Origin of the sequence: Endozoicomonas montiporae CL-33, assembly GCF_001583435.1 — a bacterium.
Lineage (GTDB): Bacteria > Pseudomonadota > Gammaproteobacteria > Pseudomonadales > Endozoicomonadaceae > Endozoicomonas_A > Endozoicomonas_A montiporae.
Map to the genome: position 1 here is coordinate 670,001 of NZ_CP013251.1, position 14,988 is coordinate 684,988.

11 protein-coding genes and 2 rRNA genes (1 of these 13 running past the window's edge) are annotated in these 14,988 nt (G+C 47.8%); 7 read left to right on the plus strand and 6 right to left on the minus strand.

What is annotated here, in order from left to right; all coding sequences use genetic code 11:
• From EZMO1_RS03000 to EZMO1_RS03010, 3 genes are all read left to right on the plus strand, one after another.
• Positions 1-1,266 (plus strand): 23S ribosomal RNA (locus EZMO1_RS03000); it begins 1,680 nt to the left of the window's first position.
• A 164-nt stretch (positions 1,267-1,430) separates the two neighbouring features.
• Positions 1,431-1,546 (plus strand): 5S ribosomal RNA (gene rrf / locus EZMO1_RS03005).
• A 178-nt stretch (positions 1,547-1,724) separates the two neighbouring features.
• Complete coding sequence (locus tag EZMO1_RS03010) at positions 1,725-3,062, plus strand: DEAD/DEAH box helicase (protein WP_034879574.1); 1,338 nt, start codon at positions 1,725-1,727, stop codon at positions 3,060-3,062.
• Here the strand turns inward: EZMO1_RS03010 and EZMO1_RS03015 are convergent.
• From EZMO1_RS03015 to EZMO1_RS03025, 3 genes are all read right to left on the minus strand, one after another.
• Positions 3,059-3,568, minus strand: coding sequence for a YfiR family protein (locus EZMO1_RS03015; protein WP_222842184.1), 510 nt, complete (start codon positions 3,566-3,568; stop codon positions 3,059-3,061). The genes EZMO1_RS03010 and EZMO1_RS03015 overlap by 4 nt on opposite strands.
• Positions 3,569-3,595: 27 nt before the next feature.
• Positions 3,596-5,656, minus strand: a complete 2,061-nt coding sequence (locus EZMO1_RS03020) for a TonB-dependent receptor plug domain-containing protein (protein WP_034879576.1) — start codon at positions 5,654-5,656, stop codon at positions 3,596-3,598.
• Positions 5,657-5,858: 202 nt separating this feature from the next.
• Complete coding sequence (locus EZMO1_RS03025) at positions 5,859-6,524, minus strand: glutathione S-transferase family protein (RefSeq protein ID WP_034879578.1); 666 nt, start codon at positions 6,522-6,524, stop codon at positions 5,859-5,861.
• Positions 6,525-7,014: 490 nt separating this feature from the next.
• Between EZMO1_RS03025 and EZMO1_RS27730 the strand changes: the two genes are divergently transcribed.
• Positions 7,015-7,146 carry a hypothetical protein gene (locus EZMO1_RS27730; RefSeq protein WP_275934926.1) on the plus strand — a complete coding sequence of 44 codons (132 nt, stop codon included), beginning with the start codon at positions 7,015-7,017 and terminating at the stop codon, positions 7,144-7,146.
• A 21-nt stretch (positions 7,147-7,167) separates the two neighbouring features.
• Positions 7,168-8,568: an SLC13 family permease gene (locus EZMO1_RS03030; protein WP_034879580.1), complete on the plus strand. Its 1,401-nt coding sequence runs from the start codon at positions 7,168-7,170 to the stop codon at positions 8,566-8,568.
• Positions 8,569-8,664: 96 nt separating this feature from the next.
• Here EZMO1_RS03030 and EZMO1_RS03035 read toward each other — a convergent pair whose 3' ends face one another.
• Positions 8,665-8,943: a PepSY domain-containing protein gene (locus EZMO1_RS03035; RefSeq protein WP_034879582.1), complete on the minus strand. Its 279-nt coding sequence runs from the start codon at positions 8,941-8,943 to the stop codon at positions 8,665-8,667.
• Between the two features lie 64 nt (positions 8,944-9,007).
• Positions 9,008-10,345, minus strand: coding sequence for an SLC13 family permease (locus EZMO1_RS03040; RefSeq protein WP_244886726.1), 1,338 nt, complete (start codon positions 10,343-10,345; stop codon positions 9,008-9,010).
• Positions 10,346-10,583: 238 nt separating this feature from the next.
• Here EZMO1_RS03040 and EZMO1_RS03045 point away from each other — a divergent pair, with 238 nt between their 5' ends.
• Entirely contained in the window at positions 10,584-11,345 is a 762-nt protein-coding gene (locus tag EZMO1_RS03045) for a peptide deformylase (protein WP_160174133.1), read from the plus strand.
• Here EZMO1_RS03045 and phrB read toward each other — a convergent pair.
• Positions 11,314-12,753 (minus strand): deoxyribodipyrimidine photo-lyase, encoded by a 1,440-nt coding sequence (gene phrB, locus EZMO1_RS03050; protein ID WP_034879587.1) that lies wholly within the window; start codon positions 12,751-12,753, stop codon positions 11,314-11,316. The genes EZMO1_RS03045 and phrB overlap by 32 nt on opposite strands.
• Before the next feature lie 170 nt (positions 12,754-12,923).
• Here phrB and EZMO1_RS03055 point away from each other — a divergent pair, with 170 nt between their 5' ends.
• Positions 12,924-14,984 carry a TonB-dependent copper receptor gene (locus EZMO1_RS03055; protein WP_034879588.1) on the plus strand — a complete coding sequence of 687 codons (2,061 nt, stop codon included), beginning with the start codon at positions 12,924-12,926 and terminating at the stop codon, positions 14,982-14,984.
• The last annotated feature ends 4 nt before the right edge of the window (positions 14,985-14,988 follow it).

The window sequence follows — 14,988 nt, forward strand, 5'->3', positions numbered from 1 at the left end:
TGAGAGAACTTGGGTGAAGGAACTAGGCAAAATGGCACCGTAACTTCGGGAGAAGGTGCGCCGGCTAGGGTGAAGGACTTGCTCCGTAAGCTCTGGCTGGTCGAAGATACCAGGTGGCTGCGACTGTTTATTAAAAACACAGCACTGTGCTAACACGTAAGTGGACGTATACGGTGTGACGCCTGCCCGGTGCCGGAAGGTTAATTGATGGGGTTAGACTCTCTTTTAAGAGAATCGAAGCTCTTGATCGAAGCCCCGGTAAACGGCGGCCGTAACTATAACGGTCCTAAGGTAGCGAAATTCCTTGTCGGGTAAGTTCCGACCTGCACGAATGGCGTAACGATGGCCACGCTGTCTCCACCCAAGACTCAGTGAAATTGAAATCGCTGTTAAGATGCAGTGTATCCGCGGCTAGACGGAAAGACCCCGTGAACCTTTACTACAGCTTCACAGTGGATCTTGATGTTGCTTGTGTAGGATAGGTGGGAGGCTTTGAAGTGTGGACGCCAGTCTGCATGGAGCCAACCTTGAAATACCACCCTGGCAATATTGAGGTTCTAACCCGGGTCCCTTATCGGGATCGGGGACATTGTGTGGTGGGTAGTTTGACTGGGGCGGTCTCCTCCCAAAGAGTAACGGAGGAGCACGAAGGTTGGCTAAGCACGGTCGGACATCGTGCGGTTAGTGTAAAGGCACAAGCCAGCTTGACTGCGAGACGTACATGTCGAGCAGGTACGAAAGTAGGTCTTAGTGATCCGGTGGTTCTGAATGGAAGGGCCATCGCTCAACGGATAAAAGGTACTCCGGGGATAACAGGCTGATACCGCCCAAGAGTTCACATCGACGGCGGTGTTTGGCACCTCGATGTCGGCTCATCACATCCTGGGGCTGAAGCCGGTCCCAAGGGTATGGCTGTTCGCCATTTAAAGTGGTACGCGAGCTGGGTTTAGAACGTCGTGAGACAGTTCGGTCCCTATCTGCCGTGGACGTTGGAAGTTTGAGGAGAGCTGCTCCTAGTACGAGAGGACCGGAGTGGACGAACCACTGGTGTTCGGGTTGTGTCGCCAGACGCATTGCCCGGTAGCTAAGTTCGGACGGGATAACCGCTGAAAGCATCTAAGCGGGAAGCCCCCTTCAAGATGAGACTTCCCTTGGCCTTCGAGGCCACATAAGAGACGTTGAAGACTACGACGTTGATAGGCTGGGTGTGTAAGCGTTGTGAGGCGTTGAGCTAACCAGTACTAATGACTCGAGAGGCTTGACCATATAACGCCAAAGCGATTTGGTGCCATGCACTAGAGAGTGTAAAAGCAAGAATAAAGCTTATTTTACTGACAACGTTCCAGACGTTGTTCAGCATTTCCTCCATCCTTGGAGGTCAGATTTTGGATTCCGGAAGCTAGCTGAACAGCTAACTTCAACCAGTTTTGCCTGGTGACCATAGAGCGTTGGAACCACCCGATCCCATCCCGAACTCGGAAGTGAAACGATGCATCGCCGATGGTAGTGTGGGGATTCCCCATGTGAGAGTAGGTCATCGCCAGGCACTAATTAGAAAAGCCCAGTTGAGAAATCGACTGGGCTTTTTGCTTTATAGATTAAAAAACCTTTTATTGGGAAACGTTTTGCGGCTCCCAATGTCATTACTCTCTTAAAGCTCTAGATATTGAGAGCTATCCTGAAGGATGAGTATTAAGCTTGTCCTAATCCACGTGAGAAATATTATGAGCTTTGATTCCCTGGGTCTTTCAGCCCAAATTCTGGAAGCTATAGCCGAGGAAGGCTATGAAACGCCTTCTCCGATTCAGGCCAAGGCGATTCCAGCTGTGTTGGAAGGCAGGGATGTCATGGCAGCTGCACAAACTGGTACGGGTAAAACCGCAGGTTTTACGCTGCCTATTCTGGAGTTGTTAAGCCGTGGAGAGCGTGCTGGTCCCAATCAGGCTCGAGCCTTGATTCTTACTCCTACGAGAGAACTGGCTGCTCAAGTAGGCGACAATGTACGTTCTTATAGCCGACATCTGCCATTAAGTTCTACGATTGTTTATGGTGGTGTAAAGATCAATCCGCAGATGATGAGATTGCGCCGTGGTGCAGATGTGCTGATTGCAACACCCGGACGTTTGCTGGATCTATATAACCAAAATGCTGTCAGGTTCAAACATCTCGAGGTGCTGGTTCTGGATGAAGCTGATCGTATGCTTGATATGGGCTTTATTCACGATATTAAGAAGATTTTGAACATCCTGCCTAAGCATCGTCAGAACCTGATGTTTTCTGCAACATTCTCCGATCAGATTCGCACTCTTGCCAAAAGTCTGGTGAATGATCCGGTTGAAATTTCTGTCAGCCCACGTAATACCACCACTAAGCTCGTAAAACAGTGGGTATGTCCTGTTGATAAAAAGCAGAAGCCGGGACTGCTAACCAACCTGATAAAAAAGCATAAGTGGGAACAGGTATTGGTTTTTACTCGCACCAAACATGGGGCTAATCGCCTGAGCCGTCATCTTGATGGTAAGGGTATTACATCAGCGGCAATCCATGGCAATAAAAGTCAGGGGGCTCGTACACGAGCGCTGACTGAGTTTAAATCTGGAGAGGTTCGTGTTCTGGTGGCTACAGATATTGCGGCTCGGGGACTGGATATTGATCAACTGCCGCAGGTTGTTAACTTTGACCTGCCTAATGTGGCTGAAGACTATGTACACCGTATTGGTCGTACGGGTCGTGCTGGTGCAACGGGTCAGGCGGTGTCTCTGGTCAGTGCAGATGAAGCCGATCAGCTAGTTGACATTGAGCAACTGATTAAACAGACTCTTGATCGTAAGATCGTTGCGGGCTTTGAGCCGGTTCATGATGTTCCGGAAACCGGGCATGATCCATCCCGTCGTCCAAGAAAGCAAAAGAAGCCTAAAAAACCGAAAGCAGGACACAAAGACGGTCAGCGTTCAGGCGCAAAAAAAGCGCCTAAAAAGCCAAGAGAAAAAGCTGAACCGATGTTGGCTACACCGAGAAAAGCCCCTCGTCGAAGAGTAAAACCTAGAAATAATAACGATTAATAAACTTTTGCAGCCAGCTTCAGCAGGCTAGAGCTGATATTTAATTCAGCTTGCCTGCTTGCATGAAGGTTGATTGAAAATTTAACGTTATTATTGTCAATGTACAGCCCAATCATTCCGCCTTCTCTGGCAAAGCTATCGCCACTGCCGACGGTTAAAATGGGCTGTTTTTTTATTGATTCGAGAATATCAGTAATTTGGCTACCAGATAGATTATCAAGGTTCAGTATCTGGCAACGCTCGCTATAGTCTTCATCTAATCCTAAAAGCTTAACCTGTATCTCTCTGCCTTTGCTGATTTGATGGCTGATTGTAGATTTAAGGCTTTTGAAGCTGTATTTACTGAAAGTGCAGAGGTTAAGGACTTTTTCTTTGGCGGGCCATGAGACAAACAGCGTCAGCTTGAATGTGATGGCCGCTTTAAGCCTTTGTTCTTCAATGGCGACAGAAGGTATTGGCAATGAAAAAAGCCACATTAATAAAATAAACCGCTTCAATAAAGACATAATTTTCATATTTTGACGAAACACTGGTTAATACTGCCAGGTTAATTGGGCATACCAGGAACGCTGAGGTTCTGTAGCGATAAGCCCTGTGAAGTTTTCATCAAACTCTTTTCGTTGCTGGTCAAACAGGTTTATGCCAACCAGAGACAGCTCTGGCCCTTTGCTCCACTGATAAGCCAGCTTCATATCAAAGGTGGTATAAGAATTGATGTCAGCTGCTTTGTTTTTCCCGACATGTCGTAGCCAGAGATTGAGCTGCCAGTTATTAGTAAGGTCTATGAACGATCTGATATTGGCTGACTGATTTGCACTGAGCCCCTCAATAAGTGATTCGGTATTTTTATCCCCTGTATGACTTCGTGCATCAACCTGCAATAGTGTGATGTCTGCTTTAATGTGCCAGTTTCGGGTTGGCTGCCAGTTGGTGGCTATTTCCAGACCGTAGGTTTTGGCGTCAGCACCATTGGTGATAAGAGCAGGAATTAATGCATAGGTAGAAAAGGGTGGATTGTTGCCAGGAATCAGGCAGGCATCTGAGGTGAGTGTGCTACCTGAAGGGCAGTTTTGAGTGAATGACAAACTGTGTAAATCATCATATTGGTACACGTAAGAGGAAAGATCGATCGACAATGCATTGTTCAGTTGCCGACGATAGCCAATATCAAACCCTGTTAACACTTCTGATTTGATCTTCTGGTTTCCTCCAATGAGTAAATAGCTTCCCTGAGGTAGTCTGGGGTCGCTGATAGGGCCGTTGACGGAATCTCTTTCAGTCACAGCGGGCGTTCTGACGGCTCTTGAAAGAACAGCCCAGGCCGATGACCGGGCATCTATAGACCAGAGCAGTCTCGCGTTTGGCTGGAATTCGTAACCTGTGGAAGTATGATGCTCAAGCCTTGCGCTCAAGGTCATCTGCCATTTGGGGGACAGTGTGATTTCATCCTGAATATAGGCACTGTAGAGCTCTTCTCTTGGACTGGTGTTGTTCACCGTGACGTAATTCATTTTGCTCAGGGTGTACCAGGAGGAGCGGTACCCCAGTCCCCAGATCAATTCCTGCTGCCCGGACCACTGGAAACGATGCTGGGATTCTATATCAAAAGTGTCCCTTTGCTCTTTGAGGCGATAGTCGTCATTGTCATAACGATCAAAATAGGTTTTAAGCGAAAATTGCTCATTATTTCCTAGCGTCCTCGTCCAGTGTGCCAGTATGTGCCCCCCCTGCTGATCTCTGCTTTTGTTCAGAAGGGAAACGGGTTTAACCGGAATGCTGTTGATATCAAGGAGTGTCAAAGGTGAGCGGGTTGTACCATTGTATAGTTCGCTCTGTACTTTGATCTCGTTGTTCGAATCCTTTTGCCAGTCCACGCGAAAGCCAGCCCGGTCTATTTTCCAGTCATCAAAGGCTTCGTTGCCTTGCTGGTCTGCCAACCCGTCTTTATGGAATGTCTTGTAATACGCTCTGTAGTAAGCCTTATCTCCTAACTGTCCACCATGGCGAAAACTACCAAAGGCTTTTTCTTGATTACCAGCCCCAAGCTGCAGGAAGTTGCCCTGTGTCTGGCTGGCTGATTTGGTAATGATATTAATGACACCGTTCATGGCGTTGGCTCCCCACAACGCAGCGCCAGGTCCTTTGATAACCTCAATCCGGTCAATATCTTGCAGCAGCGTATCCTGAACGTCCCAGTTAACGCCTGAAAAGAGTGGGTTATAGATGGTTCTGCCATCCATCATCACCAGAAGCTTATTGGCAAAAATGTAATTAAAGCCCCGGGCACTGATAGACCATGTATTGCTGTTCATCTGGGCAACCTGAAGCCCGGGCACCATCCTTAGAGCATCGGGAATGGTGGTGACCCCAGAACGCTGGATATCATCCTGGGTGATGATATAAACGGAGGCAGCCGAGTCCATAAGCCGCTGGCTCTTTCTTGAAACAGAGGTAACCTTCAGATTCATCACCTCTTCAAGGCTTAATGAAAGCAGTGCTTCATTCGATATTTTCTTTGCGGCAATGGATGGGGCTGATAACAAAAGAATGGCGGATGCTAGAAGGGCAGAGATCAGCTCGCGGCGAGGCTTCATAATTCCAGTCCCTGGATAATATGATGAGTCTCCTTTAACCGCTGAATAATGGAGCGTTAAATACAGCTTACCAATCTATAAAGTTTTGTATAAATAAAAAGCACTGGCAAGTGCTGTAATTTTTTTCTTTTGTCAGGTAGACACTCGGTAAAGCCCCGCCCTGAATTGAACAGGAGGAGGCTTTGATTTGATTGCGAAGGTTTCAGGCACGCAGGAGGCCAACAATATAAGAATCACTGGCTTTCAATCGCTGGATGGAGAGTTCGTCAAAGTCATCGACGACAGAATCCCTGACCGAAGGCCGGTTCAGAAGATTATCCGCCCATTGCTTCAGCCCGGGTGTGCCATCAAGAATCCCTGTCTTAAAGTGTCTGTCCAGAAACACAATGGAGCGGAAAACGGGGGCGAAGGCGGCATCAGCAAGGCTGAACTGATTACCATTGAAAAATGACTTTCCATCCAGTTGTTCTTCAAGTTGCTGAAGCAGTTGCATCAGGTTTGCGTGCTCTGAGTCATAGGTATCGCTGTCTTTTGCCATCCGAAGCCGATAGCCGGTCATCAGAATTGTCGAGCCAAACTCAATCCATGCCCGGTTGCGAGCCTTTTCAAGAGGGTCTTCAGGGTGCAGTGACGGAGGGGTTATTTCATCCAGATATTCATTAATAACAGCCGACTCGAAAAGAATATCCTTGCCGTTGATGCGCAACACCGGCACTTTGCCTGTCGGTGATATTTGCAGGAACCAGTCTGGCTTGTTTTCCAGATCGATATAGGTGATATCAAAGGGTATGCCTTTTTCCAGCAAAGTGATCACTGAGCGCTGAACAAAGGGGCAGAGTTTGAAGCTGATCAGTTCAATTTCAGGCATTGTATTCTCCCATTTTTGTCCTGAACTCATTGTGAGGTCATAAGTAACTGACCACACGAAATCATATATTTCTGACTCCTTGCTCAAGCACTCTGCTGCGTTGCAACTCTGGTCACATAGCTTGCTATGTTCCCTCCGTTGCGCCTTGCATAGCACTTGATCAATTAGCCATAAATATTCGATTTCAAATGTTCAGCTACTTAAAATAAAAAAGCAATGGAAACTTTTAATTAATAACGGTGGGAAGTGTGAATTATTGATTTTAATTAACATCGTCAAAATGAATAAATTGATTTTAGTTTAAAAAATAAATTTATTAAGCGCTGTATTGTTTTTGATCAAAACTTAATAAGTTAAATATTTTAATGATCTGGCTCAGGGCAGTTTTTTTAAATTTGAGGCATTATAAATGCATCTAATGAATTTGATGTCTTTTCAGGTCTACAGCAGTCACTTCAAGTGATCTCTCGATAACAACAACCATCATCGAATGACGTTTGTTTCCGCCCTGTGTTTTCAGGGCGTTAATGAGGAGCGATTGACTCAATCTGCCACAGTATTGTTGCAGAAACAGGTCAGTTCTGTGACAGCAAAAAAAGACACGCCCGGTTTTAGTAATTGATACCTTCTGGAAGTCTGAGCCATGCCGCTTAAAAAATTGATACCCATATCACTCATATTTCTTGTTCTGTTTTTCTTTCCTCATATGATTTTTCCGGAAGGACTGTTCAGTGTGCTGCAGCAGCGTGTACTGGCCATTTTCCTGCTGGCCACGATGATGTGGATAAGCGACGCTGTACCGGCTTTTTCGACATCACTGTTAATCATCATGCTACTGGTGCTGACGACGACCAACAGTGCGCCGTTTCCGCTTCGTGAAGCACTGGGTGATGATGCACTGCCTTACACATCTATTTTTAACGCGTTTGCATCACCCGTTATTATCCTGTTTCTGGGTGGTTTCTTTATTGCCATGGCAGCAGCCAAGTACAAGCTTGACCTCAACCTTGCACGGGTTTTGCTGAAGCCATTTGGTACACGTTTTGAAATCGTAATGCTGGGCGTCATGATCATTACTGCAGTGTTCTCAATGTTTATGAGTAACACGGCAACCAGCGTAATGATGCTGACCATCATGACGCCACTGCTGGCGAAAATGGACAGTGCCGATCCCGGCAGTCGTGCTCTGGTTATTTCCATTCCTATCGCGGCTAACCTGGGTGGTATGGGTACGCCTATCGGCACCCCGCCTAATGCGATTGCTTTCCGCTACTTTGTGGGTGAATACGCTCTGAGCTTTGGTGGCTGGATGGCGTTTGCTGTGCCAATTACAGTGATTCTGATTGCATTCAGCTGGTGGTTACTGCAGAAAATGTACCCGTCCAAAAGCAAAGAAATCAACATCACCATCGACTCTCAGTTTGAGACTGGCCTGAAGCCTTTCATTGTTTACGGCACAGTGGTTATGACAGTTCTGCTGTGGATGTTCTCCAGCTTCCATGGCATCAACGCCTATGCCGTTGCCATCATTCCTGTTGCCGTATTCAGCCTGACCGGTATCGTTGAAAAGAATGATCTGAAGAACATCAGCTGGGACGTTCTGTGGTTGCTGGCGGGTGGTATCGCCATCGGTACAGGTCTGGCGACGTCGGGTCTGGCGGAACAGGTCGTTAATCTGGTGCCGTTCGACAACTACAGTGGTGCCATGATTATTCTGGGTATCAGTATTCTGTGTATGGTAATGGCGACGTTTATGTCTCACACTGCGACCGCTAACCTGCTGATGCCGATTGCTGTGTCCATGTCTATTTCTGTCGCCAGTATTGCCGATCTGGGTGGTCTGGTTGTGATGGGTACTGCGGTTGCTCTGGCATCTTCTCTGGGTATGGGCCTGCCGATCAGTACTCCGCCTAATGCGTTGGCTCATGCTACAGGTCTGGTGGATACCAAAGACTTTATCAAGACGGCACGAATCATCAGCCCGGTGGGTGTACTGCTGATTTATGTGGTTCTGATAGCTCTGGCTTCCATCAACTTCTTCTGATTATCAGACGACAAAGACTAAACGACAAAGGTCAGTAATAGGTTTCTGACCTTTGTCACTCCTTTCGCAAGATTCTCAATTTGCTCAAAGGCCAATTCAATCATCACGACGCTCAGACACTATCTCCCCGGTGACAGCATCTACTTTTAACTCTCGCTTGACGTTGTCTCTGAATGCTTCAATCTCCCAGCGTCCCCGCTCCAGCTCAACGTCGATGATAGGGTGATAACCTTTCTTTTCGAGCATTTCGATCACTTTGGATAAAGGCTTGGCGTTATCAGGTAAAAGCTTACCGGCAAAGGCCAGAGGGGTTAGCAACACAGAGGCCAGCAAAACAGCTTTGAGAAGTTTGTTTTGTACACTTTTGTTGTTCATGAAGGGGACTCCTGACAGGTAGTTGAGCAAGTGTAGCTTGTTGCTGTCAGGAGCCTGTGACGATTTAGAAGTAACCAGCAGAGCCAAGAGCGACCATGCAGGCAAAAATCATCAGCACACCAATACTGCTGACAAATTTACCCATTTTGATGAAGTCCTTGCTGCCTACCATGCCGGTAGCGTGAGCCAGAGCATTCGGTGGGGTACTGATCGGCAGTGACATACCCATGGAAGCGGACAGTGCCACACAGATCACCACGACGCTTAGTCCACCGAAAGCATCCAGCCCGGTCAATACTGTGGCGATGGAAACAGCAATGGGCATCAGCAGGTTGGCCGTTGCGGTGTTGGACATAAACGTTGCCATTATCATGGCAACGATGGAGAGCATGAACAGAACCAGTACGATGCCCATAGTATCAAAAGGTATGGTGTGTACCACTGCACTGGCTAATCCGCTTCTTTCCAGACCGTAACCCAGCGCGATACCACCGGCGATCAGCCAGAGGACGTCCCAGTTAATCTGTTTGATGTCTTCTGTGGAGATAATGCCACACAGGGAAAAGACAATAACGGGTAACAAGGCGACGGTGTAGGAATTAATGCCGTGCAGGCTGGAAGTGATCCAGAGAATAATGGTGGCAGCGGTGGTGCCATAAACAATCAGGGCATCCCGACTCTGGTCAAATTCGCTGTCGATTTCCAGATGAATGTTGTCAATGCCGGTAGGGTAGACTTTGCGCAGCAACATCCAGCTAATAAAGATTAGAATGGCTGCCATAGGAATGGCAAACAGCATCCAGTCACCAAAGCCCATAGCGTACTCGCCTGTCAGATAGCGGAAAGCAATCGCATTAGGCGGTGTGCCAATAGGGGTACCAATACCGCCCACGTTGGCTGCAATGGGCACTGCCATGATCATACCTTTAACACCCAGATCATTGTGATCCATGCTTTTCAGAAGCGGCGTCAGCAGCGTCAGCATCATGGCTGTAGTGGCCGTGTTACTCATAAACATGGAAAAAATGGCGGTAATACCCATCAGGCCAAGCATTACTTTTGAGTAATCAGTACCAATGGGTTGCAGCAGCACCCGAGCCATATTGATGTCGAGTTTGTACTTGGTGGCGGCTATTGCAATAAAAAAACCACCCATAAACAGTATCACCACCGGTGCTGCAAGGCTGGACATGATACGAGAGTAACTGAGCATAAACTCAGGCTCCAGAGCTTCTTTCAGCATATAGGGTGCGCTGTCAGAAGTGGCGATACAGAGCAGACCAAGAATCGTTAATGAGGTGGCGTAGGCGGGCACTAATTCCGAGACCCATAACAGGGTAGCCAGTGCAAAAATAGCCATTACCCTCTGCCCCGCAACGGTTATTCCGCTGATCGGTATCATTTCTACAGGGAGAAAAAACAGAAAGAGGAATAGTACACCGATGACGGCGAGTTTTACATTACGATACATAAGGTCTACTAAGGCATTGTTTTTAAAAGGGATGATCTATTATGTTTTTTGTTGGTGTCGGCTGTTTTGGGCTGGATCAATAAAAGGGTAAATATTGACAGTTTGGTGGTAAGTGCTATCGAAAATGGCTGGTCTATGCTTTCTCTTTCGGCTAGTGGGAGAGAACAACGTGAAAAAACTGGTACAGGTAGGGACAGGGTTGTTGGTGGCTCTGTTGTTGCTGGCTGTTTTTGACACTATTGTTTTCGACACTGTAGAACAGGATACTGAATATTCATTGGGAAAAAAGGCTCGGATTCTTTTTCAGTTCAATAATCCTGACCACCAGAAGGTTCTGAATCACCCCACAAAACCTGTGCGAAAGTTGCCAGACAAATGCATTGATGCGCTGGTTGAGTCCATGCAGAAGTTTATAACGATCAATGTCGGGGGAATATCAGCCAATCAGGTGGGTGAACCTCTGCAGCTGTTTTTGCTGGCTGCACCTCCGGCAGTCAATAGCTCGACACCAGCCGAAGTCTTTATCAATCCTGTGATTACTCATGTATCAGACGACAAGGTTTGCTTCTGGCATGGTTGCCTGAGCGCGAAAGGACAACCGTTCGGCAAAACGGCGACCTGGAAAGAAATCACGATTCAGGCTCAGGATGCCGGTGGCAATACGTTTACCCGTGACCTGAAAGGTCTGGATGCCATTGTTGCCCAGCATGAATTTCGTCATCTTCTGGGGGGCGGTTATCATGAGCATGCCAACGAATTTTATGAGGAAATGGAGTTGATGCAGCGTATCTTCCAGAAAAAAGAGCGTTTTCTGGAAGCCTGTGACGATGATGCACCTTTTCTGCTCAGTGATTACCAGCCGGGAGAACGCATTCAAGACTTCGCTAAACGCACCGGCATTAGCTCTTCAAAGCCTGAAAAGCGTCCATAACCCGCTGTCTCGATGCTTTGTGATCGACAATGGGTAAGGGGTAATCCGGACAATCCAGAGACATCTGTCTGTTGTCACCATGAGGGGTGTGTATTCGTTTACTATCAAGGTTTGCCAACTCAGGCACCCACTGTCTTATGAATTCACCACTGGCATCGAACTTTTCAGACTGGCTGGTGGGGTTAAACATACGAAAGTAAGGTGCTGCATCGGTGCCGGTACTGGCAGACCATTGCCAGCCACCGTTGTTGGCTGCGAGGTCTCCGTCAATCAGGTGTTCCATAAAAAACTGTTCACCCAGTCGCCAGTCAATCAGCAGATTTTTGGACAGGAACATAGCGGTGATCATTCGCAGGCGGTTGTGCATCCAGCCCGTCGTGGTGAGTTGCCGCATGGCTGCATCAACAATAGGGAAGCCGGTTCTTCCTTCCTGCCAGGCTTTTAACGCGGATGGGTTGGTCTGCCACTGAAGCTGTTCTGTTTCCGGCTTGAATGCCCGGTGCATGGACACTCGCGGGAATCCAAACAGTATGTGTTTATAAAACTCTCGCCAGATCAGTTCACTAATCCATGTTGTGATGCCTTTATTGCCGGTATCCATTTCGCCATGGTTTGCCTGCAAAGCCTGATGAAAACATTGCCGGATCGACAGGGTGCCCGCTGCCAGCCAGGGTGACAGTGAACTGGTTCCAGCAATAGAGGGATAATCACGCTGGTTGTGATATTCCTCAATCGTCCCAGCTAAAAATGAATCCAGACTATTCTGAGCCGCTGCTTCACCAGCAGGCCAGTGATCATCTATATGGCTGGCCGTTGGCTTATACAGTTGCTCCAGTGATTCAGGATTAATGTGTTTGATGGATAAGGGTGCCTGTTGGACAGGGGCGGGCAACGGTTGAGTCTGCTCGGGCGTGATTTGTTGAAACAAGTATTTTTTGAAGGGCGTGAACACCTTGAAGTAATCGCCCTGTTTGTTGCGAAGGGTGCCCGGGATGAACAGTGTTTGCTGGTGATAACGATGACAGGGGATGCTTTGGTGGCGAAATAGACGTTCTGTGTCGTCATCCCGCTGTTGCTCATAAACGCCATACTCATCATTCAGCCAGAGTGACTGGCAGTGGTGTTTTCCTGACAGTTCCAACAGGGTTGCCGGTGCGTTACTGAATGATTCTGCAGAGGCTACAATCAGCGGAATGTTCAGCTTGGACAGCTCATTTTCCAGAGCCTTCAGGTTCTGCATCCAGAAGTAGAGTTTGTTATTACTGTCGTACTGAATTTTCCACTGCCCGGGAAACAGCAAATAAACACCAATAACCTGCGAACATTGCTGGCTGGCATGATACAGCGCGGGATTGTCCTGAACCCTGAGATCTGACCTGAACCAGACAAGTCCGGAGTTGTGTTGCATGAATGTCTGCCTGCCTGAGTATGTGATTACCTAAACCTATACGTAACCATAACAGCTTTGGATGAACGTGCTGAGTTTTGAATCTTTATTTTCCTAACGGTCAGTTTTTCACGACCTATACTGACTCACCGTAAAAAATAACAAGTCATCACAGGTCACAGGGTTCGTTCATGAAAAAGTGGTTGCTGTTTTCCGGGGTCTTTTTCGGAAGTGCATCCTTGTCTGTATGGGCTTCGGAGGTTTCGAACATTGTCATTGATGTACCGGAATCAGCATTGCCCTCCGAATCGGTCTCTCCTGTCTATCCAGTCAGTGTGCCCGCTTCCGATGCCGGTCAGTCACTTAGACAGATCATTGGTGTGACCGCTACCCGAAAAGGTGGCAAAGGTTTTGAACCGATCATTCGTGGTCAGCAACAGAGTCAGCTGAATGTTCTGATGGACGGGGCTTATATCTACGGTGCCTGCCCCGGACGAATGGATCCACCCACCACTTATGTCAGCAGGGCGGGTTATGACAAGGTCGAGGTGATACGAGGCTACGAATCCGTCACTCACGGGGCGGGTGGCTCCGGTGGTACGGTGCTGTTTACAAGGGAAGCCCCTGACTTTGACAATGATCGTGGGATAAATCTGCACCCGTCTGTGACTGGAAAAGCCTATATGGGGTATACCGGCAATTCCAATACCAAAGAGGTGTCACTGGTTGTAGCGGCAGGGAACTCTGAAGGCTGGCTACGGGCTTATGGCGGTTATCAGGACGCTGGCAACTACAAGGATGGGAAAGGTAATAAGGTCAGTTCTGCATTTCATTCAAAGAACGGTGGTTTGGTGATTGCAGGTGATGTGGCTGAATTTACCCACATGGAGCTAAACGTAGAAGCGGTTCGTGATGACGATGTGTATTACTCCGGCAATGGTATGGATGCGCCATGGGCAAAAGCCGATATCTGGCGTTTTAAAGCCCGTTACGATCAGTCATTTTTACTGTTTGATACTCTGGAGTTGTCCGCTTATCGTTCCGACGTTAAGCACCGGATGGATAACTTCAGTGTCAGACGACGAAAGCCTGATGTTGCCAATGGATTAAAAGCGCCTTCCAGTTCACTCACCTGGGGCGGACGTGTGCAGGGCTCTGTTTTTACTGACAGAAGTGAACTGCGGATTGGTCTTGATTATCAGGCTAACGACCGTGATGCCAAACGCTATAAAGTGGCTTTGGGTCAGGATAAAGCGTATCTCTATCAATCGCATATGTGGCCGGGTGTTGAGTATCGTCAGACAGGATTGTTTGCAGAACTGGATTATGAACTGAGTGATAAAGATCATCTCAGAATCGGTGGTCGCTACGATGATTTGAAGGCGGAAGCCACAAAAGCTTCCACTGCAACCCTAGGGATCAATGGCCCGAATGCACTTTACCAAAAGTATTACGGTTACCACGCTAAAAAGGTGAGTGAAGGTAACACCAGTGGTCTGGTGAGCTGGGTACACGATCTGTCTTCTGCAAACTCTTTTGAAGTTCGAGCCAGTCGCAGTGTCCGGACTGCTGATGCTTCGGAACGCTTTATTGCTTCCAGAGGTTCCTGCTGCCATGGCAGTGATGACTGGGTCGGTAATCCTCGAATCAAACCGGAAATACATCATCAACTTGATGCGGGCTATCAGCTTCAGGCATCACAGGTACAGTTCAGGCTGATGGCATTTGTGGATGAAGTGAATAACTTTATCTTACGTACATCCGGTGGAACGGGTTCGACACTGTATAAAAACGTCGATGCGCGTTTATATGGGTTGGAAATGGAGTCCAGCTACGATTTTGGGCATTGGCAGCCTGCCATAGGGTTGTCATGGACCCGGGGCGAAAATCGTGATGATTCGCACAATAAAAACCTGCCACAGATTCCTCCTCTGATGGGCAGACTGACGCTGGATTACAATGCGGGTGTCTGGTTGTTGGGTACCCGGTATGAATTTGCCACCCGCCAGAATAAAGTCGATAAGGCCAGCGGTCTCGATGCCGGTGAATCCTCTGGTTACGGTGTCATGCATTTTCATGGCTGGTATCAGATTGAAAAAGGCGTGAAATTACTGGGAGGTGTTGAAAATGTGTTTGACCGAACCTATGCCCTGCATGTCAATCGTGCCAGTCGAGACCCTTTCAATCCGGAAGCATTAAGAGTTAATGAACCGGGCAGGCAAGTATGGGTAGGCCTTGAGGTTCTTTTTTGAACGA